The 23,424-nt window shown below is 43.5% G+C and carries 24 protein-coding genes; 22 read left to right on the forward strand and 2 right to left on the reverse strand.

Annotated elements, in window-relative coordinates:
* Positions 1–138 precede the first annotated feature (138 nt).
* The 8 genes from rpsU (at position 139) to era (ending at position 6,239) form a co-directional block, all read left to right on the forward strand.
* Positions 139–312 (forward strand): 30S ribosomal protein S21, encoded by a 174-nt coding sequence (gene rpsU, locus DUK53_RS01280; protein ID WP_036061859.1) that lies wholly within the window; start codon positions 139–141, stop codon positions 310–312.
* Between the two features lie 20 nt (positions 313–332).
* On the forward strand, positions 333–779 hold the full coding sequence (locus DUK53_RS01285; RefSeq protein WP_036092531.1) for a GatB/YqeY domain-containing protein: 447 nt from the start codon (positions 333–335) through the stop codon (positions 777–779).
* 186 nt (positions 780–965) lie between these two features.
* Entirely contained in the window at positions 966–1,901 is a 936-nt protein-coding gene (locus DUK53_RS01290; protein ID WP_373862710.1) for a PhoH family protein, read from the forward strand.
* Between the two features lie 28 nt (positions 1,902–1,929).
* Positions 1,930–4,065, forward strand: a complete 2,136-nt coding sequence (locus tag DUK53_RS01295) for an HD family phosphohydrolase (RefSeq protein WP_036131268.1) — start codon at positions 1,930–1,932, stop codon at positions 4,063–4,065.
* Positions 4,066–4,076: 11 nt separating this feature from the next.
* Positions 4,077–4,556: an rRNA maturation RNase YbeY gene (gene ybeY / locus DUK53_RS01300; protein WP_036092538.1), complete on the forward strand. Its 480-nt coding sequence runs from the start codon at positions 4,077–4,079 to the stop codon at positions 4,554–4,556.
* Positions 4,534–4,920 (forward strand): diacylglycerol kinase family protein, encoded by a 387-nt coding sequence (locus tag DUK53_RS01305; RefSeq protein ID WP_036092541.1) that lies wholly within the window; start codon positions 4,534–4,536, stop codon positions 4,918–4,920. The genes ybeY and DUK53_RS01305 overlap by 23 nt, the downstream gene beginning before the upstream one ends.
* 15 nt (positions 4,921–4,935) lie before the next feature.
* Positions 4,936–5,334 (forward strand): cytidine deaminase, encoded by a 399-nt coding sequence (locus DUK53_RS01310; RefSeq protein ID WP_036092543.1) that lies wholly within the window; start codon positions 4,936–4,938, stop codon positions 5,332–5,334.
* Positions 5,331–6,239, forward strand: a complete 909-nt coding sequence (gene era, locus DUK53_RS01315; RefSeq protein WP_036131265.1) for a GTPase Era — start codon at positions 5,331–5,333, stop codon at positions 6,237–6,239. The genes DUK53_RS01310 and era overlap by 4 nt, the downstream gene beginning before the upstream one ends.
* A 60-nt stretch (positions 6,240–6,299) precedes the next feature.
* Here the strand turns inward: era and DUK53_RS01320 are convergent, their stop codons facing one another.
* Positions 6,300–6,995: a DUF4352 domain-containing protein gene (locus DUK53_RS01320; RefSeq protein ID WP_036131263.1), complete on the reverse strand. Its 696-nt coding sequence runs from the start codon at positions 6,993–6,995 to the stop codon at positions 6,300–6,302.
* Positions 6,996–7,118: 123 nt separating this feature from the next.
* On the opposite strand from DUK53_RS01320, the gene recO reads away from it, so the two are divergent.
* From recO to DUK53_RS01365, 9 genes are all read left to right on the forward strand, one after another.
* Positions 7,119–7,898, forward strand: a complete 780-nt coding sequence (gene recO / locus DUK53_RS01325) for a DNA repair protein RecO (RefSeq protein WP_036131260.1) — start codon at positions 7,119–7,121, stop codon at positions 7,896–7,898.
* 395 nt (positions 7,899–8,293) lie between these two features.
* Positions 8,294–9,184: a glycine--tRNA ligase subunit alpha gene (gene glyQ, locus DUK53_RS01330; RefSeq protein WP_036094199.1), complete on the forward strand. Its 891-nt coding sequence runs from the start codon at positions 8,294–8,296 to the stop codon at positions 9,182–9,184.
* On the forward strand, positions 9,177–11,246 hold the full coding sequence (gene glyS, locus DUK53_RS01335) for a glycine--tRNA ligase subunit beta (RefSeq protein ID WP_036131256.1): 2,070 nt from the start codon (positions 9,177–9,179) through the stop codon (positions 11,244–11,246). Before glyQ ends, glyS begins: the two co-directional genes overlap by 8 nt.
* Before the next feature lie 25 nt (positions 11,247–11,271).
* Positions 11,272–12,096, forward strand: a complete 825-nt coding sequence (locus DUK53_RS01340; protein ID WP_036094160.1) for a pyruvate, water dikinase regulatory protein — start codon at positions 11,272–11,274, stop codon at positions 12,094–12,096.
* Positions 12,097–12,244: 148 nt separating this feature from the next.
* Complete coding sequence (locus DUK53_RS01345) at positions 12,245–12,688, forward strand: YaiI/YqxD family protein (RefSeq protein ID WP_036094158.1); 444 nt, start codon at positions 12,245–12,247, stop codon at positions 12,686–12,688.
* Positions 12,689–12,694: 6 nt separating this feature from the next.
* The gene (gene dnaG / locus DUK53_RS01350) at positions 12,695–14,578 is read left to right on the forward strand and encodes a DNA primase (RefSeq protein ID WP_036131254.1); all 1,884 of its coding nucleotides are present in this window, start codon (positions 12,695–12,697) and stop codon (positions 14,576–14,578) included.
* Between the two features lie 171 nt (positions 14,579–14,749).
* Positions 14,750–15,871, forward strand: a complete 1,122-nt coding sequence (rpoD, locus tag DUK53_RS01355; RefSeq protein ID WP_036094155.1) for an RNA polymerase sigma factor RpoD — start codon at positions 14,750–14,752, stop codon at positions 15,869–15,871.
* Positions 15,872–15,931: 60 nt separating this feature from the next.
* Positions 15,932–16,627, forward strand: a complete 696-nt coding sequence (locus DUK53_RS01360; RefSeq protein WP_036131473.1) for a tRNA (adenine(22)-N(1))-methyltransferase — start codon at positions 15,932–15,934, stop codon at positions 16,625–16,627.
* On the forward strand, positions 16,624–17,745 hold the full coding sequence (locus tag DUK53_RS01365; RefSeq protein WP_036094154.1) for a Nif3-like dinuclear metal center hexameric protein: 1,122 nt from the start codon (positions 16,624–16,626) through the stop codon (positions 17,743–17,745). Before DUK53_RS01360 ends, DUK53_RS01365 begins: the two co-directional genes overlap by 4 nt.
* 50 nt (positions 17,746–17,795) lie before the next feature.
* Here DUK53_RS01365 and DUK53_RS01370 read toward each other — a convergent pair whose 3' ends face one another.
* Positions 17,796–18,791, reverse strand: a complete 996-nt coding sequence (locus tag DUK53_RS01370; RefSeq protein ID WP_036131251.1) for a 4-hydroxy-3-methylbut-2-enyl diphosphate reductase — start codon at positions 18,789–18,791, stop codon at positions 17,796–17,798.
* Between the two features lie 209 nt (positions 18,792–19,000).
* On the opposite strand from DUK53_RS01370, the gene DUK53_RS01375 reads away from it, so the two are divergent.
* From DUK53_RS01375 to DUK53_RS01395, 5 genes are all read left to right on the forward strand, one after another.
* Positions 19,001–19,273, forward strand: coding sequence for a DUF3116 family protein (locus DUK53_RS01375; RefSeq protein WP_124892532.1), 273 nt, complete (start codon positions 19,001–19,003; stop codon positions 19,271–19,273).
* Between the two features lie 72 nt (positions 19,274–19,345).
* Entirely contained in the window at positions 19,346–20,665 is a 1,320-nt protein-coding gene (locus tag DUK53_RS01380; RefSeq protein ID WP_036094150.1) for a DEAD/DEAH box helicase, read from the forward strand.
* A gap of 5 nt (positions 20,666–20,670) precedes the next feature.
* A complete protein-coding gene (locus DUK53_RS01385; protein WP_036094148.1) occupies positions 20,671–21,567 on the forward strand; it encodes a deoxyribonuclease IV in 897 nt (298 codons plus the stop codon).
* A 24-nt stretch (positions 21,568–21,591) separates the two neighbouring features.
* Positions 21,592–22,518, forward strand: a complete 927-nt coding sequence (locus DUK53_RS01390) for a manganese-dependent inorganic pyrophosphatase (protein WP_036094146.1) — start codon at positions 21,592–21,594, stop codon at positions 22,516–22,518.
* Positions 22,519–22,583: 65 nt separating this feature from the next.
* Complete coding sequence (locus DUK53_RS01395; RefSeq protein WP_036094145.1) at positions 22,584–23,393, forward strand: GNAT family N-acetyltransferase; 810 nt, start codon at positions 22,584–22,586, stop codon at positions 23,391–23,393.
* Positions 23,394–23,424 lie beyond the last annotated feature (31 nt).

Raw genomic sequence — 23,424 nt, forward strand, 5'->3', positions numbered from 1 at the left:
TAGTTTATAATTTTTAGTGAGTGAATGCAAATAGTATGTGCATTACTTTGGAATCATTCACAGGCTAATCTTGTGCGAGGTTTCCAAATAGCTTAGGGCATCCTTGTCCATTTAAGTGTCGGAGGGAGGGAAAGAGAGATGTCAAAAACAGTAGTTCGTAAAAACGAATCGCTTGAAGATGCTCTTCGTCGCTTTAAACGTACTGTTTCCAAAACAGGTACAATGCAAGAAGTTAGAAAGCGCGAATTTTATGAAAAACCAAGCGTAAAACGTAAAAAGAAATCAGAAGCAGCAAGAAAACGCAAATTCTAATCGAAGGGACGAAATCAAGCATGAGTCTCCTTGACCAACTGAATGAGGATATGAAACAAGCGATGCGCGCGAAAGAGAAAGAAAAACTTTCCGTTATCCGCATGTTGAAAGCGGCTTTGCAAAATGAAGCCATTCGTCTAGGTACAGATGATATATCTCCCGAAGACGAAATTACCATTCTTTCCCGTGAAATGAAGCAGCGTCGTGATTCTTTAGCTGAATTCCAGAAGGCAGATCGAGCTGACCTTGTTGAGAAGCTAGAAGATGAGATGGTAATCGTGCAAAGCTATTTGCCGAAGCAACTTTCCGAGGAAGAAGTCGCTGAAATTGTAAAAGTTACGATCGATGAAGTTGGTGCAACATCCCAAGCCGATTTTGGTAAGGTGATGGCCGCTGTCATGCCGAAGTTAAAAGGTAAAACAGACGGAAATGTAGTTAACAAATTCGTGAAACAATATCTTTCATAAACAAAATCAAAAGAGTCAGTTCGCTGGCTCTTTTTTTGATGGAATTGATGTGACTGAATCGACCTCGATACATAGGCACGCCGAATAGTACCAAAATCCTGCGCTTTCGTGTATAATGTAGACACACGAAGTTAATTTTAGAGTGAAGGGGTTATTTGGATGCCAACAGATCATGAGAATATAAAAATGGACTTAGCGGAAGGTTTTGATGCTAGGGAACTGTTTGGGAATAACGATGCACATATTACTTTAATTGAAGACGCGTTCGAATTGCAGATTATCACTCGCGGGGAATCGATAACGCTACAAGGGACAGAGATAAACGAGGCACACGGGGCGGCGGTTTTGGAAGCGCTAATCAGTGTCATTTTAAAAGATATTCATGTGGATGAACGGGATGTTACCCAAGCGATAAAAATGGAACAGAACGGGACTGTGGAGTACTTTGCTAGTCTCTATGATGAAGAAATTACGGTGAATGCGAAGGGTAAAATGATTCGCCCTAAAACGTTTGGACAGCGCAAATATGTGCGTACGATTGATAAATATGATGTTGTTTTTGGAATCGGACCTGCTGGAACTGGGAAAACGTATCTTGCTGTCGTGAAAGCAGTTGCGGCTTGGAAAAAAGGAACTGTGAACAAGATTATTTTGACGCGTCCTGCTGTGGAGGCTGGGGAAAGTCTTGGTTTCTTGCCGGGTGATTTGAAGGAGAAGGTAGATCCTTATTTACGGCCGGTGTACGATGCTTTGTATGATATTTTTGGTGTGGAGCATACGACACGCTTGATGGATCGCGGTGTGATTGAGATTGCGCCCCTAGCTTATATGCGCGGACGGACGCTGGATAACGCGTTTGTTATTCTGGATGAGGCGCAGAACACGACGGTTGCGCAGATGAAGATGTTTTTAACGCGTCTTGGTTTTGAATCCAAGATGATCGTGAATGGGGATACGACGCAAATTGATTTGCCTAAAGGGGCTACGAGCGGGCTTGTGAATGCCGAAACAGTTTTGCGAGACGTGAAAAATATCGGTTTTGTGTATTTTGAGCATTTTGATGTGGTACGTCATCCGCTTGTTGCTGAAATTATTAAAGCCTATGAAGGTAAGTTGAAATAAGAAGAACGCAAACGAAATGGGGGTACATATGAAGCCTACGAAAAAATGGACGGATTGGTATTATAAAACGGGAAAAAGATACGTAACGCCAGTCATCTTAATCGTCTTATTCATTGTTGCCTTCGTGCTTATTTGTCAAATGGTGAAGCCAGAATCATATAATGTGAAATTGTTCGAAGTGGCTCAAAAAACGATTCGTTCGCCGCAAACGATTGAGGATACGCAAAAAACGGCGGAAGAGCAGGCGAAAGCTAAGGCTGATGTCGAGGATGTTTTCGTATTTAATCGAGAGACGGCGCAGAACCGGGAATCGCTTGTTAGTTCACTGTTCGCGTATGTGACGGAAGTGAATCGAGAAGCGGCATTAAATGATGCTAAAAATGATAAAATGACGACGCTTGATCAGAAATTGGCTTCTTTGAAAGGTAAGTTGTCAAAAGATGTATCGGAGAATATTACGGACGGCGTCAATGCCGCGATGCTGACGACGCTGCTCCAAATGAATGCAAAAGATCTGCAAACGGTAGAAAAGGAAGTCGTTAATGCGCTTGATGTGGCGATGGAACAAAGTGTGCGCAGAGATAATTTGACAGATGTGAAGGTTAGCGCGCGCGATACGATTGAGTTGTCTAATTTGCCAACGAGTTATAAAGGGGTTGCTAAAGCGATTCTATCTTACGCGATTGTGCCTAATGAGGTCTACAATGCGGCTCAGACGGAAGATCGACGCAAAGAAGCCGCGGCAAACGTGATTCCGGTTAAAATTTTGCAAGGACAGGTTATTGTGCAGGAAGGTCAGATTATCGATCGGGAAATTTACCGTCAGCTGGCATTGTTGCATTTATTGGATCAGAAAATGCCGATTAAACAGTATGCTGGATTTGGGCTGTTGTTGCTATCGCTCGGTGTGATGCTTTATTTCTTTACGAACAAGCAGAAAAATCTAGATAAAGAGCGGAAAAATCAATATGTGCTCGTGTTTTCATCTGTGTATATTGCGATATTGCTGATGTTGATGATTATTCGCTTTTTGGAAGGCGTGGATATTAGCAATATTTCGTTCTTGTTCCCAGCCGCATTTGGCCCGATGATTATCAAGATTCTGCTCAATGAGAAGTTCGCTTTTATGATGACGATTTTTACATCGGTGACGAGTTTCTTTGTTTTCCAAAGTGACGCGACGGCTGCGGTGAATGTGACGGTTTCGACCTTTATCTTACTTAGTGGACTGGCGAGCATTGTCGTTTTAAGGGATTACAGTCGCCGTTCTGCTATTTTACTGTCGGGTTTTGTGGTTGGACTGGCGAACATGGCTTTTGTTTTCTTGCTTTTATTAATTAGTAATACGGGACTGCTCACGCTTGCATTTTGGATACCAGTTGGCTATGCTTTCCTAGGCGGTATTGGATCATTTGTGCTTGGCATTGGCGTGATTCCGCTGTTTGAGACGGTGTTCGGGATACTTACGACGAGCCGTTTGGTGGAACTTGCGAATCCGAACCATCCATTATTGAAAAAAATTATGATGAAAGCGCCAGGAACATATCACCATAGTTTGATGGTGGCGAATCTCGCGGAGGCTTGTACGGATGCGATTGGTGGTAATAGTTTGCTCGTTCGTGTTGGGTGTTTTTATCATGATATTGGTAAGACGATTCGACCGCCGTATTTTGTGGAGAATCAATTGCATGGGATTAATCCGCATGACCGACTGACGCCGGAGCAGAGTCGTGATATTATTATCGCGCATACGACGGATGGCGCGGCGATTTTGCGAGATAATCATTTTCCGCAGCCGATTATTGATATTGCGCTACAACATCATGGGACAACGCTTGTGAAGTATTTTTATTACAAGGCAAAAGAGGCAAATCCGGATGTGGCAGAGGCCGATTTCCGTTACCCTGGGCCAAAACCGCAGACGAAAGAAATTGCGATTATTAATGTCTCGGATAGCGTGGAGGCTGCTGTTCGTTCATGCGAGGCGCCAACAAAGGAAAAAATTAAGGCGATTGTGGACGGCATTATTGATGATAGAATGCAGGATAAGCAATTTGTGGCATGTGATATTACGTTTCAAGAGATAGAGGTCGTTCGGTCCACATTATGTTCGACGCTCAATGGAATTTATCATCAACGGATTCAGTATCCTGATGATAAGTAAGGAGGAAGACGATGACTTTAGAGCTTGATTTAATAGACGAAACCGAAGAATTGGAGCCTGATGCGCTAGACTTGGTCGAGGGTCTGCTACAATTTGCGGCGAAACGGCTTGAGATTCAAGAAGACAGTGAATTGGTTGTGACTTTCGTTGATAATGCGCGGATTCAAGAGATTAATCGTGATTATCGTGATAAAGACCAACCGACCGATGTGATTTCGTTTGCGCTGGAGGAAATGGGTGATGGCGAGACGAAGATTGCATGGGATGAGGATATGGAGGCGCCGCGTATTTTGGGAGATATCATTATTTCCACGGAGCGGGCGTTAGAACAAGCGGACGAGTACGGGCATGGATTCGATCGCGAATTAGGTTTCTTGGCGTTACATGGGCTTCTACACCTCCTAGGATACGATCACATGGAACCAGAGGATGAAGACGTGATGTTTTCATTACAAAGAGAAGTGTTGAATGCGTATGGACTCGAAAGATAAAGTAAAAGTCACGAGCAACCGACGTTTCAGGAAATCATTTATTCATGCCGTTACAGGTGTTAAAACAGCGATTTTAGAAGAACGCCATATGCGTGTCCATATTACTGCTGGGATGATTGTGATTATTTGTGGTGTTTTTTTCAAAGTAACAAAGATCGAGTGGCTATTTCTGATTTTCTCGATTTTCAACGTATTGACATTTGAAATGATTAATACGGCGATAGAACGCGCAGTGGATGTGGCAACAGAAGACTTCCATCCCTATGCAAAAAAAGCGAAAGACGTCGCAGCAGGAGCGGTTTTACTAGCTTCGATTTGTTCGGCGGTTATTGGACTCTTTATTTTTATACCAAAATTATTTTAAAAGGAGTTTTTTAGGATGAAAGAAAATAATTTAATTGATCTGGCAAAACAAGCGCGTGAAAATGCGTATGTGCCGTATTCTAAATTTAAAGTTGGCGCGGCTTTGGTGACAACGGAAGATGAAGTCGTGCTAGGCTGCAACATCGAGAATGCTTCTTATGGCTTGACGAATTGCGCGGAAAGAACGGCGATTTTTAAAGCAGTTTCAGAAGGCAAACATGATTTCAAAAAATTAGTGATTGTGGCAGATACAGAAGGTCCAGTGGCTCCATGTGGCGCGTGTCGTCAAGTGATTAGCGAATTCTGCGCACCAGAAATGCCAGTAGTTTTAACAAATATGAAAGGTGATACTGTGGAAGTAACCGTTGGGGAACTACTGCCAGGCGCCTTTACACCGGGGGATCTTAAAAAATGAGTGACGTTTTCAAATCAGGTTTTGTGGCGATTGTCGGCCGTCCAAATGTAGGTAAATCGACTTTATTGAACCAAATTATTGGGCAAAAAATCGCAATCATGAGTGATAAAGCCCAAACAACGCGTAATAAAATCCAAGGTGTGTATACAACAAATGATGCGCAAGTCGTGTTTATCGATACGCCGGGTATTCACAAACCGAAACATAAACTTGGCGACTTCATGGTGAAAGTAGCGCTCAACACGTTCCGGGAAGTCGACATGATCTTCTTCGTGATTGACGCTGATGCGGGTTACGGTCGCGGGGACGAGTTCATTATTGAAAAGCTGAAAAGAGTAGAGGAAACGCCGATTTTCCTGCTGATTAATAAAATTGACTTAGTAGAGCCAGAAGTTTTGCTGGATTTAATTGCTAAATATAGTGAAATGCTTGATTTTGAGGAGATTATTCCGATTTCGGCATTGCAAGGGAATAACTTGGGGACGCTGCTTGAAGAAACGACGAAACATTTAGTGGAAGGCCCAATGTATTATCCTGCCGATCAAGTGACGGATCACCCAGAGCGATTCATCATTTCTGAGTTGATTCGCGAGCAGGTATTGAAGTTTACGCATGAAGAAGTACCACATTCCGTTGCGGTTGTTATTGAGGGGATCGAAGTAAATCCCGAGACGCACAAACTGCACATTATGGCGCAGATTATTGTGGAACGCAGCACGCAAAAAGGGATTTTGATTGGGAAACAAGGGCAAATGCTGAAACAAATCGGCATGCGCGCACGTAAGGAAATCGAACTTTTGCTAGGCTCGAAAGTGTACTTAGAAATTTGGGTAAAAGTGCAAAAAGGTTGGCGTGATAAGGAACATTTCTTGAACGATTACGGCTTTGATCACGACGAATATTAAGAAACAAAAAACAGAACCGACTCCAAAAAAGTCCGTTCTGTTTTTTCGTATGGTGCAACCTTATTTTATACTGCCACTCCACGACGCGTCATAACACGCAATGTGAAACGGCCCATCTCCATAAACATCGAAATAAATCTCCTTCGTCACTTTGGTTCCAGGTTTCACAACGACGCGCCAATCCTCTTTATACGCGTTATCACCCTCGAGTCCATCCTTATCATAAATCAAGAAATCATCGGCGTAATATGTCGTCGAACGAACATCTTTATTCTCAATCGTCACGGTTGCTTTTACGTAATAACCAGCCATCGGACTATGGAATTCTTTGTCGCCGGCCCATTTCTCGATTTTTGTGACGTTGACAAACACATTATCCTCTATCTCAGCCACTTGCCCAACTTTGTACTCGGTATATTCATCTGAAAAATAATCGTAATCCTCATCATAATATTCCTCGGAGTCATCATACGGATCGTCCTCGCCGCCCGTATCATCATAGTTTGAGCCATCCATCAAATCATCGTACATCATCGAACGGTCGCCCATCATTATGTCATGAGAGTAACCCCCACTAAAAATAAGGCTCATGGCAAAAACCCCACAAAAAATAATCCCAAGAAAAGTCGCAGAGGAAGTCATAATTGCTCCAGGCATCTTGTTTTTCCTAACTACAAGCAGAATAATACCAACAATCAGCGCGACTAGACATAGAAATAAGAAGAATCCAGAAAATAAAATCAGTGCTACCATCATGTGAAAAACGCTCCCTTTATATCGTAATACTACTATTGTACAATAGTGCGCGCATTAAATAAACGAAAATCTGCCTTTTTTTCAAATTGGTGTTGTATAATAGAAGTTGAGGAGTGAATCGAGATGGAAAAATGTGAAGGAATCGTCATTCGAACGACCAATTACCGGGAATCTGATAAAATCGTTGTCATTTATTCGAAGGAGTATGGCAAAATTGGTTTAGTCGCACGTGGCGCGAAAAAAACAAAGAGTCGGCTGGCTGCTGTGACACAACTATTTACAAACGGCGTCTTCACTTTTTACCCGAATCGTGGCTTAGGAACTTTGCAACAAGGCGAAGCAATTACTTCTTTTTCATCCATCCAAACCGATATTTTTCTGACGGCCTATGCGACGTATGCGTGTGAATTGTTAGATAAAGCGACGGAGGAACAGCAAGCGAATGGTCCGCTGTATAACCTTTTTTATCAAATTATTCACCATATTGATGAAGGGTACGATCCGCAGGTGTTGACGCAGATTTTTGAGATGAAGATGCTTTCGGTGTTAGGTTTGTATCCGACGATGGACCGGTGCGCGATTTGTGGGCAGACGGAAGGGCGATTTGATTTCTCGGCGTATGCGAATGGAATCGTGTGTCACCGCTGTTTTGAACGCGATAAATACCGACTTCATATGACGGAGAAATCGGTGAAGCTGATGCGTTTATTTTATATTTTCCAATTGGATCGGTTAGGGAATATTGATGTGAAGCAGGAGACGAAAGAAGAGGTTCAGCGCGCGATTGATACCTACTACGAACAGTATTCGGGTCTTTATTTGAAGAGCAAGAAATTCCTTAATAATATGAAGAACTGGGATACACTTTTAAAGGACCCAACGAAAAAAGAAGGTGAGGATTGACTTTCTGCTCAAAATGCGGTAAATTTTAATGTATATACAAAAGGTGCAACGACGGAAAAATAGTATTAAAAAGCTCTTTTCAAAGCGAGTTCGGAGATGGTGTGAGCCGAATGTGAATCTTTTTAAGAAGGCCTTCCCGAGCACAGACGAAATCAAGGTGGGATTTGAGAATACCCTTTCGCGAAGACGTAAAAAACGCCAAACCATTTTTTAAAACGGGTAGGGCGTAAAATACGGCTTTACACAAATCGAGCGCTTGTCGCCGATTTACATTGGGGTATGATCTGTTCAAATAGGGTGGAACCGCGTGAGTATAACTCTCGTCCCTATGCTTTTCTTTTTGGAGGCATAGAGACGAGGGTTTTTATATGCCTAATTTTATGGAGGTGGATTTGATGAATTTACAAACGATGATCCGAACGCTGCAAGATTATTGGTCTGAACAAGGTTGTATTATGTTGCAATCCTATGATGTGGAAAAAGGTGCGGGGACAATGAGCCCGTATACATTTTTAAAAGCGATTGGCCCTGAGCCGTGGAAAGCGGGTTACGTGGAGCCTTCTCGTCGCCCTGCTGATGGTCGTTATGGGGAAAATCCGAACCGTTTATTCCAGCATCACCAATTCCAAGTGGTGATGAAGCCGTCACCGGATAACATTCAAGAGCTGTATCTGGGTTCGCTTGAAAAGCTTGGCATTAACGCGTTAGAGCACGATATTCGCTTTGTTGAGGATAACTGGGAAAATCCATCGCTTGGTTGCGCGGGTCTTGGTTGGGAAGTTTGGTTGGATGGAATGGAAATCACGCAATTCACGTATTTCCAGCAAGTCGGTGGCTTGGAATGTTCACCTGTGACATCCGAAATCACGTATGGTTTAGAGCGTTTGGCTTCGTATATTCAAGAAAAAGAAAACGTGTTTGATTTGGAATGGACGGATGGCATTTCGTATCGTGATATTTTTTATCAAGCGGAGTACGAGAACTCGAAGTATGCATTTGAGACGTCGAACGGGGACATGTTATTATCGCTTTTTGATACGTATGAACGCGAGGCGGGTCGTCAAATGGAAGAGGGCCTTGTTTTTCCGGCATATGATTATGTGTTGAAATGCTCGCATACATTTAACTTACTCGATGCAAAGGGCGTTGTTTCAGTGACGGAACGCGCGCAATATATCGCTAGAATTCGGAATTTAGCGCGTCGTATTGCGAAAACTTTTTACAATGAGCGTGAAAAACTAGGATTCCCACTGTTGAAAGAAAAGGAGGGCGCAGATCATGAGTAAAGATTTTCTATTGGAAATTGGTTTAGAGGAAATGCCAGCGAAATATATCACTGCGTCTGTGAAACAATTACAAGAACGCGTCGAAAAATGGCTTGCAGAGAATGATTTAGAATATAAAACAACAGAAGTTTACTCGAGTCCTCGCCGTTTATCCGTGATCGTGAAAGACTTAGCTGAAAAACAAGCGGATCGTGTGGAAGAGTCGAAAGGACCTGCCAAAAAAATCGCGAAAGATGCGGAGGACAATTGGTCAAAAGCCGCGCAAGGCTTTGCGAGAGGCCAAGGTGTTGATCCTGATACGCTTGAGTTCCGCGAAATTAACGGTGTGGAATATATTTATTTAGAGAAGGAAGTAAAAGGTGCGGCGACGGTGGATTTACTGCCAGAGATGCGCCAAATCGTTACTTCGATGACGTTCCCAGTTAGCATGCACTGGGCAGCCTATGATTTGAAATATATTCGTCCGATTAAATGGTTGATAGCTTTGTTTGGCGATCAAGTTATTCCGTTTGAAATTACGAATGTAACAACTGGAAATGAAACGCGTGGACATCGCTTCTTGGGCGGTTCTGTGGCGATTTCGAACCCTGCTGAGTATGAGGAAGCGCTTTTGAGCCAGTTTGTGGTTGCGGATGCAGCGAAACGAAAAGCGGCGATTGTGAGTCAAATTGAGGAAATCGAAGCGGTAGAAAACTGGAAGATTCCTGTTGATGCGGATCTTTTGGAAGAGGTCAATAATTTAGTCGAATATCCGACGGTTCTGCACGCTACTTTTGATGAGGCGTATTTGGAGTTGCCTGAGGAAGTTCTGATTACGACGATGAAGGAGCACCAACGCTATTTCCCAGTGGTTGACGAGGCAGGCAAGTTGCGCCCGTACTTTATCACCGTTCGAAACGGAAATCACGAACATTTAGAAACCGTTGCGAAAGGGAATGAAAAAGTACTGCGCGCGCGGCTATCTGATGCGGATTTCTTCTATCAAGAAGATTTGAAAATCACGATTGACGAAGCGGTGGCAAAACTGAACAATATCGTTTTCCATGAAAAACTAGGAACGCTGACGGAAAAAATGGTTCGCGTGAAAAAAGTGGCGCTAATTATCGCGGAACAACTCAACATGACAGAGGCACAAAAAGGGAAAATCGCGCGTGTTGCGGATATTTATAAATTTGACTTAGTAACGAATTTAGTCGGTGAATTCCCTGAATTACAAGGAATCATGGGTGAAAAATATGCGTTATTACAAGGCGAAGATGCGGAAGTGGCGACGGCGATTCGGGAGCATTATATGCCAACATCGGCGGACGGTGAACTGCCACAAAGCGATATCGGTGCTCTGCTTGCAGTTGCGGATAAGCTAGAAACATTGACTGGATTTTTCTGTGTGAATATCGTGCCAACTGGTTCGGCGGATCCATTTAGTTTACGTCGTAGCGCACTGGGAATTATGCGGATTATTCAAGCGAAGAACTGGGATATCCGACTACTTAGCGTATTAGCGGATACGGTCGAAATTGAGCGTGCAGAAGGCCTGAATACGATTCCAAGCGAAGAGGTTTTCGAGCAGGTAGAATTATTCTTGCAAAATCGATTACGCGCGATCCTTTCTGATCAACAAATTCGTCATGATATTATTGATGCGGTCGTTAGCGCTGGCAGCAATGTCGTGCCGGAGCTGATTGAGCGCGCGGAGTTGCTAAATAAGAATCGCGATGCCGAGTGGTTCCGTCCAACAATGGAAGCTCTTGCACGTGTTGTCAATATTTCTAAAAAACATCAAGGCGGCGACATCACGATCGATCCTGGTCTTTTTGAAAATGAGTCGGAGCAACAGTTATTTGATGCGGTTCAAAAGTTGAAACAAGATTATCCGACATTGATTATCGTGGACAGATTGCGAGCTTTTGCAGCGTTACGTACAGCGATTGATGCTTATTTTGAGAATACGCTTGTGATGAGTGACGATGAAGCCGTTCGAAATAATCGCTTGGCATTGTTGTTTGAACTGGCGAGCTTTATTAAGGAATTTGCTCAAATCGAAGAAATAAACGTGAAGTAAGTTTTCATGAAAGGAGTTAATAACAATGACACAACCAGCAGTTTACGTCGTTTCAGATTCAACGGGAGAAACGGCAGAACTAGTAACGCGTGCGGCTTTGATGCAATTTGGCAAGAGTCCGCAGTTCATTCACCGTTTTCATCACGTGGACACACCGGATATGATTGAGGAAATTGTTGATTTAGTGGCGGTGAACAACGGAATTATCGTGCATACCATCGTTGTGGAGGAAGTGCGCGAGGAGTTAAATAAAACCGCGAAAAGTTTCGGCGTACCGATTATTGATATTTTCGGGCCGCTCCTGGCGCAGTTGGAAGAGACGTATCAAATTAAGCCACTTTCTGAGCCTGGTATGGTGCGATCGCTTGACGAAGCCTATTTCCGAAAAGTGGCTGCGATTGAATTTGCGGTGGAGAACGATGATGGTCGGAATCCGCGCGGTTTGTTGCAAGCTGACTACGTGCTAATCGGGATTTCACGGACATCTAAAACGCCGCTTTCGCAATATTTGGCGCTCAAAGGCTTGAAAGTAGCCAATGTCCCGATTGTTCCAGAAGCGCAAGTTCCAGAAGAGCTGTTCGAAATCGATCCGAATAAGATTATCGGCTTAAAAATCAGCAAGGAAAAATTGAACCAGATTCGTGAAAAACGGCTGGCTTCGATTGGACTTAGTGGGGTTGGTAATTACGCGAGCCATGATCGGATTGACGCAGAGCTAGAGATATTTACGGAGCTCACGAATAAGCTGGGATGTTACGTCTTAGATGTTACAAATAAAGCGATTGAAGAGACGGCAAACGACATTTTAATGCATATCGGTGAAATTGTTGATGAAAATTTAGAATTATAGAAGGAAAATCAGATTTTATGGCGAATATATATATTATAGCGATTAAAACGGTGGAAATTCTTGTTTTGATCGCCTATAATATATTTTTGTGTGTGGGTTATGTGTTTTCTCCAAATATAACAGTGAATAGATATGAGGAGGGAGAAACATGAAGATTTTTATCGATGCAGATGCTTGTCCTGTGAAGGATGAGATCCGTGAACTAGCGAAGAAGTATGATTTGCCCATGACTTTTGTGGCGTCATATAATCACTTCTCTGTGAATTTGCCAGCAGGTGAAGAATGGGTTTTTGTCGATACGGATAAGGAATCTGCCGACATGCGCATACTTAATTTAGCGAAGAGCGGCGATATTGTGGTAACTCAAGATATTGGGCTTGCTAGCATGTTGATTGCGAAAGACGTCGCTACTTTTTCTAATCGTGGGGAGGAATATCGCGAGAGTGAGATGGCAATGATGCTTGATATGCGGTATTTACACGCGAAAGAACGTAGGCAAGGCAAGTATAGCAAGGGCCCACGAGCGATGAGTTTCCAAGATAACGAGAATTTTTTACACAAGCTGGATACGTTTATAAAAGTGAGGTTATAATAGAAGATGCAACGGATTCCAGAAGAAAAAATTGATGAGATACGTTCCCAAGCAGACATTGTGGACGTGGTTGGAAATTATGTTCAGCTTAAGAAACAAGGGCGTAATTACACGGGGCTTTGTCCTTTTCATGGCGAGAAAACACCATCCTTTTCGGTATCACCTGAGAAACAGATTTTCCATTGTTTTGGGTGTGGTAAGGGAGGCAATGTTTTTTCATTTTTAATGCAGATTGATGGGCTTTCGTTTGTCGAGTCAGTGAAGAAAGTGGCTGACATGGCACATATTCCGTTAGATATTGAGATATCTTCTGGTGACGGAACGCCTGCCAATCGGCCAGACAGTCAAGAAGGCAAGATGATTGAAATCCATCAATTGACGAGTAAATTGTATCATTATTTGTTGATGGAGACCGAGGAAGGGCAAGAAGCTTTACAATACTTGCTCGATCGGGGCATGTCGGAGCAGGAATTAGATCATTTTGAGATTGGTTTTGCACCGGCAGATGCGCTGACGGTAACCACTTTTTTGAAGAAGCGTGAGGTTGATTTACCGCTTGCGGTGGAATGTGGCTTGCTTACGGAGCGCGATGATGGTAACATAGTAGACCGGTTCCGTAATCGTATTATGTTCCCGATTAAGAATGATCGCGGGCAGTTGGTCGGTTTTTCGGGTCGGCTTTTTAATCAGGAGGATGGGCCGAAATATTTGAACAGTCCGGAGACGCCGATTTTTAATAAGCGAAATATTTTATACCATTTTTCTGATGCAAGACAGGAGATTCGAAAAAAAGAGGAAATCCTGTTGTTGGAAGGATATATGGATGTTATTTCTGGTGTGTCAGCGGAGTTTCAAAATGGTGTGGCCTCGATGGGGACCTCGCTAACCGAGGAACATGTCCAGATGATTCGGCGTGTTACGAACCGAGCGATTATTTGTTATGATGGGGATCGCGCGGGTATTGAAGCGAGTTTCAAAGCTGGAACACTACTGGCAGAGCAGCACCGGTTAGAGGTTTTTGTGTTGCAGTTGCCGAATGGGAAAGATCCGGATGATTTTATTCGCTCAGAAGGCGCAGAGAAATTTGCAGAGATTTACGCACATCAACGCTTGAGCTGGACGGCTTTTAAACTGCAGTTTTTGAGACGGAATCGTAATCTTCAGAATGAGACGGACAAAATTGCTTATTTGGGAGAAGCGCTCGTTGAAATCGGCAAGCTGGATCAAGCGGTGGAGCGAGAGCTTTATTTGAAACAGTTGGGCTCGGAATTTGAGCTGTCGATGGAAGCGTTGAAACAGCAGTTACAGCAATCTGTTGCGACGACTGCGAAGCCAAAGACGCGTGATTATGGTGGACCTCCGCCAGAGGATTTTGGCGATTACCCAGTCTATGATAGTGGCGGTGGGCCTGTTTATGAGGAATTTCATTTTCAGCAACCGACGCAAGCGCCATCAGCGGGTTTGACTTCAGAGAAGCGCCTGTTGAAATACATGCTGGAAGATCGTGATGCATTTATTCAGATTCGGAATATGATGCAGGAGCAGGAAATCGATTTTTATCATGATAACTATCAAGCGTTGTATACGCATTTAATCGGGTTTTATGCATCTGGAAATGATGCGAATCCGCTCGCTTTGATGGATCAAATTCCTAATGAGGTGTCGCGAAATTTAGTCAGTGAACTCGAAATGATGGTCGTAAATACAGATGTGACCAACGAAGAGTACCAAGATTACATTTGCAGCTTAAGAAAAGCCGGCATTGAACGGGATATTAAAGAAAAAGAGCAACAGCTATTAGTAGCCTCGCAACAGGGGGAGATGGCGTTGGCATTAGAACTCGCCAGAACTATCACGACGATGCGGGCTGATTTAAAACGTAATATTTAAGGTAAAAAAAACAACTCACACGAAAGATGTTACAACAGGCATACCTACAAATATAGAATCATGCACTAGCGCTCTCTAAGTATGATTCAGAGCGCGTCAAGTGTTTAGAAACTGGGCAATGAGGTAAGGTATATCATTGACGGTTATTTTGGAAGGAGGACATGGCAGACTATGGCTAAAAAACCGCAAGAAACGAAACCAGAAGATTTGAACCTAGATAAAGCAAAAGAATTATTAATTGAAGATGGCAAGAAGAAGGGGTCTTTAACGTACGCCGAGATCGCTGCCAAACTTGCGCCATTTACTTTAGATAGCGACCAAATGGACGAATTTTTAGAGTTGCTGACAGTATTAACGATTGAGGTTTCTGACGATGATGAGGAAGACGATCCGAATGAAGCGGAGTTAATCAAAGAAGAAACTGCCGAGATCGACTTGAACGATTTGAGCGTGCCTCCAGGTGTTAAAATTAATGACCCTGTGCGGATGTATCTAAAGGAAATCGGACGCGTGAATCTACTTTCTGCGGATGAAGAAATTGCCTTAGCGAAACGTATCGAACAAGGCGATGTTGAGGCAAAAGGACGTTTGGCAGAAGCTAACTTACGCCTTGTTGTCAGCATTGCGAAACGTTACGTTGGTCGAGGCATGTTATTCTTGGATTTGATTCAAGAAGGTAACATGGGATTAATGAAAGCCGTTGAGAAATTTGACTTTAACAAAGGGTTCAAATTCAGTACGTATGCGACATGGTGGATTCGTCAAGCGATCACCCGTGCCATTGCCGATCAAGCACGTACGATTCGTATCCCCGTTCATATGGTCGAAACGATTAACAAATTAATCCGCGTGCAACGTTCCTTACTCCAAGATTTAGGACGTGATCCAACGCCGGAAGAAATCGGCGAAGAAATGGATTTACCAACAGAAAAAGTTCGTGAAATCCTAAAAATCGCACAAGAGCCAGTATCTCTTGAAACGCCAATCGGTGAAGAAGATGATTCACACCTTGGTGATTTCATTGAGGATCAAGAAGCGACATCACCATCAGATCATGCGGCATACGAATTGCTGAAAGAGCAGTTAGAAGATGTTCTTGATACGTTGACAGACCGTGAAGAGAACGTGCTTCGTCTACGTTTTGGTCTAGATGATGGCCGTACGCGCACTCTTGAAGAGGTTGGTCGTGTATTTGGTGTTACTCGTGAGCGTATTCGTCAAATCGAGGCAAAAGCGCTACGCAAATTAAGACATCCAAGCCGTAGCAAACAACTAAAAGATTTCTTAGAATAAAAATTTCAGAGGAGAGTGCGTAATAATCGCGCTCTCTTTTTTACAAAGGAAGGTTTTTTTGTGAACGAGCAACAATTATCAGAACGATTAGAAAAAGTAGTATCTTATGTGCCAGCAGGATCACGAATTGCAGATATTGGCAGTGACCATGCTTATTTGCCGTGCTATGCAGTTCAAAAAGGACAAGTAAAATTTGCGATTGCCGGCGAGGTTGTAGAAGGTCCGTTCCAATCCGCGACAAAACAAGTGAAGAGTCTTGATTTAGTCAATGAAATAGCTGTTCGTAAAGGCGATGGCTTGGCAGTTATTGAGCAGGAAGACGCGATTGATACCATCGTTATTGCAGGAATGGGCGGGGCGCTTATCCGTTCGATTTTGGAAGCTGATGCAGCGAAATTAGCGGACGTGAAGCGTCTAGTTTTACAACCTAACATCGCGGCGCATCAGTTACGTGAATGGGGCGAAGTCAACCAGTGGGGGCTTACAGCAGAAACGATTTTGCGTGAGGATAATAAGACCTATGAGATATTAGTCTTGGAACCGAGCGAGAATGCGGTTGTTTATTCAGATGCGGAGCGTTTATTGGGGCCATTTTTAATGCGAGAGAAGTCAGCCGTTTTTCAGGCGAAGTGGGGACATGAGTTGAATAACTGGAAGAGAATTCAAGCTAAGATTGATGCTAATAATGCGAAAAATGCAGCGAAATTGGCGGAGTTGGATGCGAAAATAAGGATAATAGAGGATGTGTTACGATGAAAGTAGCAAATGGTTACGAATACATCGCTATTTTAGAGGGCATTGCACCTAAGAAATACGCGATGGAAGGCGATCCTATTGGGCTTCAAATTGGTGATTTAGCACGTAAAGTCCGCAAAATTATGTTTACGTTGGATGTACTAGAAAATGTGGTAGATGAGGCGATTGAAAAAGGTGTGGACATGATTATTGCACACCATCCATTGCTCTTTAGACCGCTTAAAAAGATTGACTTCGGGACGCCTCAAGGTAGAATTGTGAAGAAGTTGATTAAGCATGATATTATCGTTTACGCGGCGCACACGAACCTAGATATCGCGAATGGCGGGGTGAATGACGTGATTAGTGACTTGCTGGGGCTCGGCGATACGGAGATTATTGTTCCTACATATACAGAAACCTATAGCAAAATTGCGGTTTACACGCCTGATTTTGCAGAGGAGCAGATTCGTTTGGCGTTGGTGAACAATGGTGCTGGACGTTTTTCAGATCGCTATTCTGAGTGTACTTTTTCGGTGGAAGGGACTGGGCGTTTCTTGCCGCATGATGGGGCGAATCCGACGATTGGGAAACCTGGTGATCTTGAAACGGTGCAGGAAGTGAAGATTGAAGCGATTTTTCCGCATTCTGAAATGGATCGAATCGTGAAAGCGGTGAAATTATCGCATCCTTATGAAGTTCCGGTTATTGATATTTATCCCATCGAAAATGTGACGTCACAAATGGGACTTGGTCGAATCGGGAATTTACCTAAAACAATGGATTTAAAGGCGTTTATTGGTTTTGTGAAGGAGAAGCTTTCGATTGAGAACGTGCGAGTTATTGGGGACACGAATCGTACCGTGCGTAAAGTTGGGATTATTGGCGGGGATGGGAATAAATTTATCCATGATGTGAAGCGTGCGGGAGCCGACGTTTATATTACTGGCGATATTTATTATCATACTGGTCATGATTTAATGGCGATTGATTTGCCGACGATTGATGCGGGACATTATATCGAGAAAGTCATGAAGGCTAGCTTATTGAAGCAGTTCGATGAGGCAAGTCAAGTATACGGATATGAAGTGGATTTCATTGTATCAGAACGAAATACGAATCCGTTTACTTTCTACTAAAATACGTAAAAAGGATTAGAGCGCAGTAACCAGGCTCTAATCCTTTTTCATTATTTGCCACCGTTTTTTAAGTGTTCTAAACGAGCAGCGCGTTGTTTTTCAATATTTTTCTTACGGGCACGTGGTAAAATGCTGACTGGATCGACATCATGTTTGCGCTCCCATGTGGTAGAATCTTCTGGGTCATAGGCATCTAGGAAAACGAGGACTTCTCGGATGATTTGCGTCGGCGTACTCGCTCCAGCTGTTACGGCCACTTTTTTGGCATCTTTAATCCAATCTAGATTCAGCTCTTCAATGTTGGCAATCCGATGCGCAGGGACACCAGCTTTTTCTTCGGATACTTGCGCCAAACGATTACTGTTGTTACTTCTTGGATCACCGACAACGATCGTCACATCTGCACCTTTTGCTTGTTTTGCAACGGCTTCTTGACGAACTTGAGTCGCCATACAAATTTCTTGATGCTGCTCGGCTTGCGGATAGACCGACTGAATATAATCCATCAAATCCATCACGTCCCACTGACTCATCGTCGTTTGATTCGTGACAAAAACTTTTTCGTCAGTAAGCGGCAAGGCATCAACATCTTCCATATTTTCTACGAGATGCACGATATCCGGCGCAACACCTACAGCACCTTCTGGCTCTGGATGGCCCTTTTTGCCGATATAAATCACATGAAAACCTTCATGCTTCTTCTCTAAAATTAAATCGTACGTTCGCGTCACATCTGGACACGTGGCGTCAAGCGTTGTGAGGCCTTTCGCTTTCGCGCGTTCCTTCACGGCCGGCGAAACACCATGTGCTGTGAAAATGACGGTTCCGCTATCGATTTGGTCTAAAATAGCTTCCCGATTCGGGCCATCAAGTGTGACAATCCCAACATCTTCAAAAGCTTCTGTGACATGTTGATTATGAACGATCATGCCGAGTATATGAATGGGGCGGGGCAGGTTCGGATCGAGTGAAGCATTGCGCGCAATCACCATCGCATCCACCACGCCGTAACAATAACCACGAGGGGCAATCTTTATAATTTCCAATGTTAAACCTCCTAAATTTCTCAAGGTGTAGCAATAGTTAGGCAGGACAACAAAAATGCCGACTACTTTTCTATTATAAGCCAGATTTCGCATGGTTTCAACTGGCTGAATTTTCAAAGCGTTAAACGAGGCAAATACATATGCGGAAATATCCTAAATAGTGTAAAATAATAGATGTCAGAATGTATATTGTATTACAACAAAGGGGCGTGACAGATATACTTGATCCGAGTCATGAAGCTATAAAAGAAACATTACATCTTATTATGCACGAAAAAACCTTCACTATCTTAAAATTGCAACATAAAGAATTTCTTGAAAACTCAAAAAGCATTAACAAAAACACGCTTCTCCGGACTATTTACTGGTTGGAGTTACATGGGTATGTCAAACGAGGTATTGTGAAAATTGCGGATAAAAAACTATACCATGCGACCCCACGAGGCGAAAAATTCTATAAATCTTTAATGGAGGAGTTATAATCCTATTTTTGTAGTGACTATAGACGGCTTTATGTGATATACTAACGTTTAGGAACAGAACGGAGTGGAAAAATGAACAAAAAAACAAGGTTTGATCAATTTCATTTTCAACCTTTTATTCAGCTTGCCATTGATAAATTAGGTTTTTATGAACCAACGGAGGTACAACAGAAATTAATTCCGGCAATTATGAAAGGCGAAAGCGTCGTGGGACAATCTCAAACGGGAACTGGGAAGACGCATACTTTCTTACTGCCAATCATCAACAAAATTAGAGCGGACAAAGATAGTGTGCAGGCAGTTATTACAGCACCTAGCCGCGAGCTCGCAACGCAAATTCATAACGAAATCAAAAAACTCATCAAATATAGCGATGACGAAATTCGCTCACTGCTCGTTATTGGTGGTACGGATAAACAAAGAACGATTGACCGTTTGAAGAAACAGCAGCCGCATATTGTTGTTGGTACGCCTGGTCGGATCAATGATTTAATTCGTGAAACAGCGCTACTCGTTCATACAACGCAAGTTTTTGTTGTTGATGAAGCCGATATGACGCTTGACATGGGATTCTTGATGGATGTCGATCAAATTGCGAGCAAAATGCCTGAGAACCTGCAAATGCTTGTTTTCTCAGCGACAATCCCGCAAAAATTGAAGCCTTTCTTGAAGAAATACATGGAAAATCCGCGTTATGAGCATATTCAGCCTCAAGCGGTAGCTAATGCGGACGTGGCGCACCAATTGATTGCTCGCCGTAGTAAGCAGAAAATCGATATTCTAAAAGACGCGCTCGTAGCTTATCAACCATATTTGGCGGTTGTTTTCACCAATACGAAAGCAATGGCGGATGAAGTGGCAAAAGGCTTGACGGAACGCGGTTTGAAAGTAGCGAAAATTCATGGTGGCGTCGAAGCTCGTGAGCGTAAACGTACAATGAAACAGCTAGAAAGCCTAGAGTACCAATACGTTGTAGCGACTGATTTAGCCGCACGTGGTATTGATATTCAAGGAATCAGCCATATTATTAACTACGAGTTGCCGAGCGATCTTGATTTTTATATCCATAGAACGGGTCGTACAGGCCGTGCCGGGCACTCTGGTATCGCGCTAACGATTTACGAACCATCGGATGAGGATGCGCTGAACCAACTGGAAAAAATGAACATCGAGTTCAAGCACGTCGATCTGAAGAATGGCGAATTTGTGGATGCAGATGACCGTAATCGTCGCCAAAAACGAGAAGCGAAGCGCGAAGCAGCGGATCCACGCGAAATCGGTATGCGTAAAAAAGCCAAAGAAAAAGGCAAGCCAAACTACAAAAAGAAACTGAACTACAAAATGAATGAAATTAAACGTCGCGAAAGAAAAATGAACAAACGCGGGAGGTAACTAGCATGTTAAGATTAGGCTCACATGTTTCGATGAGCGGCAAGGATATGATGCTTGCCGCAAGTCAGGAAGCAGCGTCCTATGGATCGAACACATTCATGATCTACACGGGCGCGCCACAAAATACACGACGCAAACCGATTGAAGACTTGAACATTGAAGCGGGACTTGCGCATATGAAAGAGCATGACATCACGGATATCGTGGTGCATGCGCCTTACATCATTAATATTGGAAACGCCGTGAAACCAGAAACATTTGAAATCGGCGTCACTTTTTTACAATCGGAAGTGGAACGTACAGCGGCTCTTGGCGCGAAACAAATCGTGCTTCATCCAGGCGCGCATGTTGGGGAAGGTGCAGAAACGGGCATCAAGCAAATTATTAAAGGCTTGAATGAATCGTTGAAACCGGATCAGAATGTGCAAGTAGCGCTGGAAACAATGGCTGGAAAAGGGACCGAGATTGGCCGAACGTTTGAAGAAATCGCTGCGATTATGGATGGCGTGACGCATAATGAGTTGCTTTCTGTGACGTTTGATACGTGTCACGTGCATGATGCTGGTTACGATATAGTGAACGATTTTGACGGCGTTCTGAATCAATTTGACAAAATCATTGGTTTGGATCGCTTGAAAGTTTTGCATATCAATGATAGTAAGAATGAACGAGGCGCGCATAAAGACCGTCACGCGAATATTGGTTTTGGTCACATTGGCTTTGACGCGCTGAATTATATTGTGCATCATCCGCAGCTGGACGACATTTCTAAGATTCTGGAAACGCCGTACGTTGGGGAAGATAAGAAGAATAAGAAGGCTCCGTACAAGCATGAAATTGCGATGCTTCGTAGTCAGACATTCGATCCAGATCTTTTGACGAAAATCATGGCGGCCGAATAAGGCGCTAATAAAGGAGATAAAAACATGACAAAATCACTCGTTTTTGGACATAAAAACCCGGATACAGATACGATTTGTTCTGCGATTGCGTATGCAGAATTAAAGAAAGCGCAAGGGCAAGAAATCGAAGCGGTTCGTCTTGGCGAAATCAACAGCGAGACGGCTTTCGTCCTTGATTATTTTAAGGTAGAAGCACCGCGTCTTGTTGAAACGGTTGCGAATGAAGTAAAAACGGTTAGCTTAGTAGATCATAATGAAAAACAACAAAGCGTAGCTGATATTGCTGATGTTACCGTTGTAGAAGTCATCGATCACCATCGTATCGCTAATTTTGAAACGGCAGATCCTTTGTATTACCGCGCGGAGCCAGTTGGTTGTACGGCGACAATCCTTTTCAAAATGTTCCAGGAAAAAGGCATCGACATTTCGAAAACGACGGCGGGTCTGATGCTTTCGGCGATTATTTCCGATACTTTGTTGTACCAATCACCAACGTGTACACCGGAAGATAAAGAAATCGCGGAGAAATTAGCGGCTATCGCGGGAGTTGAAACAGCTACATACGGCTTGGACATGCTAAAAGCTGGCGCAGATGTGACGACTAAAACGGTTCCTGAACTATTGCTGGATGCCAAAGAATTCGAAATGGGCGGTTCCAAAGTAGAAATCGCGCAAATCAATGTTGTCGACGAAAAAGACGTGTTGGTGCGCCAAACGGAAGTGGAAGCAGAAATGAGCAAACGGATCGCTGATAAAGGTCTTGATTTGTATTTGTTCGTCGTTACGAATATTTTGACGAATGATTCTGTAGCCATTGCGCTTGGTAGCAAAACGGATAAAGTCGAAGCGGCGTATGGCGTTGTTTTTGCGGCGAATGTAGCACCGCTAGCTGGTGTTGTATCGCGTAAGAAGCAAGTCGTGCCAATTTTGACAGAGATTTTTGCGAAATAATAATGGAGGAGAAGTAGCTTAGTGTGTAGGCTACTTCTTTTTCTACCGTGAGGGGAGCGGTTGATTTGGAGATACAACGTTTGGATACGATACCGTTAGAGGAACAAGTGGCGCTGTGGAATGAGGCGTTCGCAGACTACCTCGTACCAGCTGCTATGACCGAGGCGAGTTTCACGACACGAATGGAGAAACTACAACAATCACCACACGAGTCATTTATCGCAAAAGTGGATGGCGAGGCTGCGGCGATTATATTGACGGGAACGCGCGATTTCGGGAATACGAGAATGGCTTGGATTGGCGGGCTCGCGGTTGTGCCGAGATTTAGAAAAATGGGCCTATCGCGTCAACTTTTGGAGCGGCTTTTTGTGGGGTACCGGGGGCAGGGTGTGGATGAGTCGCGTTTAGAGGTGATTTCGGAAAATATCCCGGCGCTTCGACTCTATCAAAAGCTCGGCTACACGGAAATAAATGAGCTGATTTATCTCACTGGGAGCTTGCAGGATTACGGTATTGCGGGCTATCGGTTGAAAGAAGTGAGCGATCTGGCAGCATACATAGCGTTGGAAGAGGATGCCTTACCGTGGCAAAATAGGATTGCAGCACATCATAAAATCGCGACTATTTGGCGGAATGGGGAGCAGCTGGGCTATATTGTGTACGGGGTTTCGGCTGATAATCTGATTCTTTTGCAAGTGAGGCTAAGCAATGCGCCAGATCAGATTTTAGGTTTATTACAGGCGTTTTATGACACATATGGCAGTATTTCTTGCGCCTTATTTAATGAAGTCGTGACAAGCGAATATATCCCTATTTTACTAGATAAGGGCTTCGAAAAAATAGCAACACAAATCCAGATGCGAAAAAAAATCTAGCAAAATGCGTTTTCCCGAGTGGAAAACGCAT

This window comes from Listeria sp. SHR_NRA_18 (assembly GCF_003856515.1).
Lineage (GTDB): Bacteria > Bacillota > Bacilli > Lactobacillales > Listeriaceae > Listeria_A > Listeria_A newyorkensis.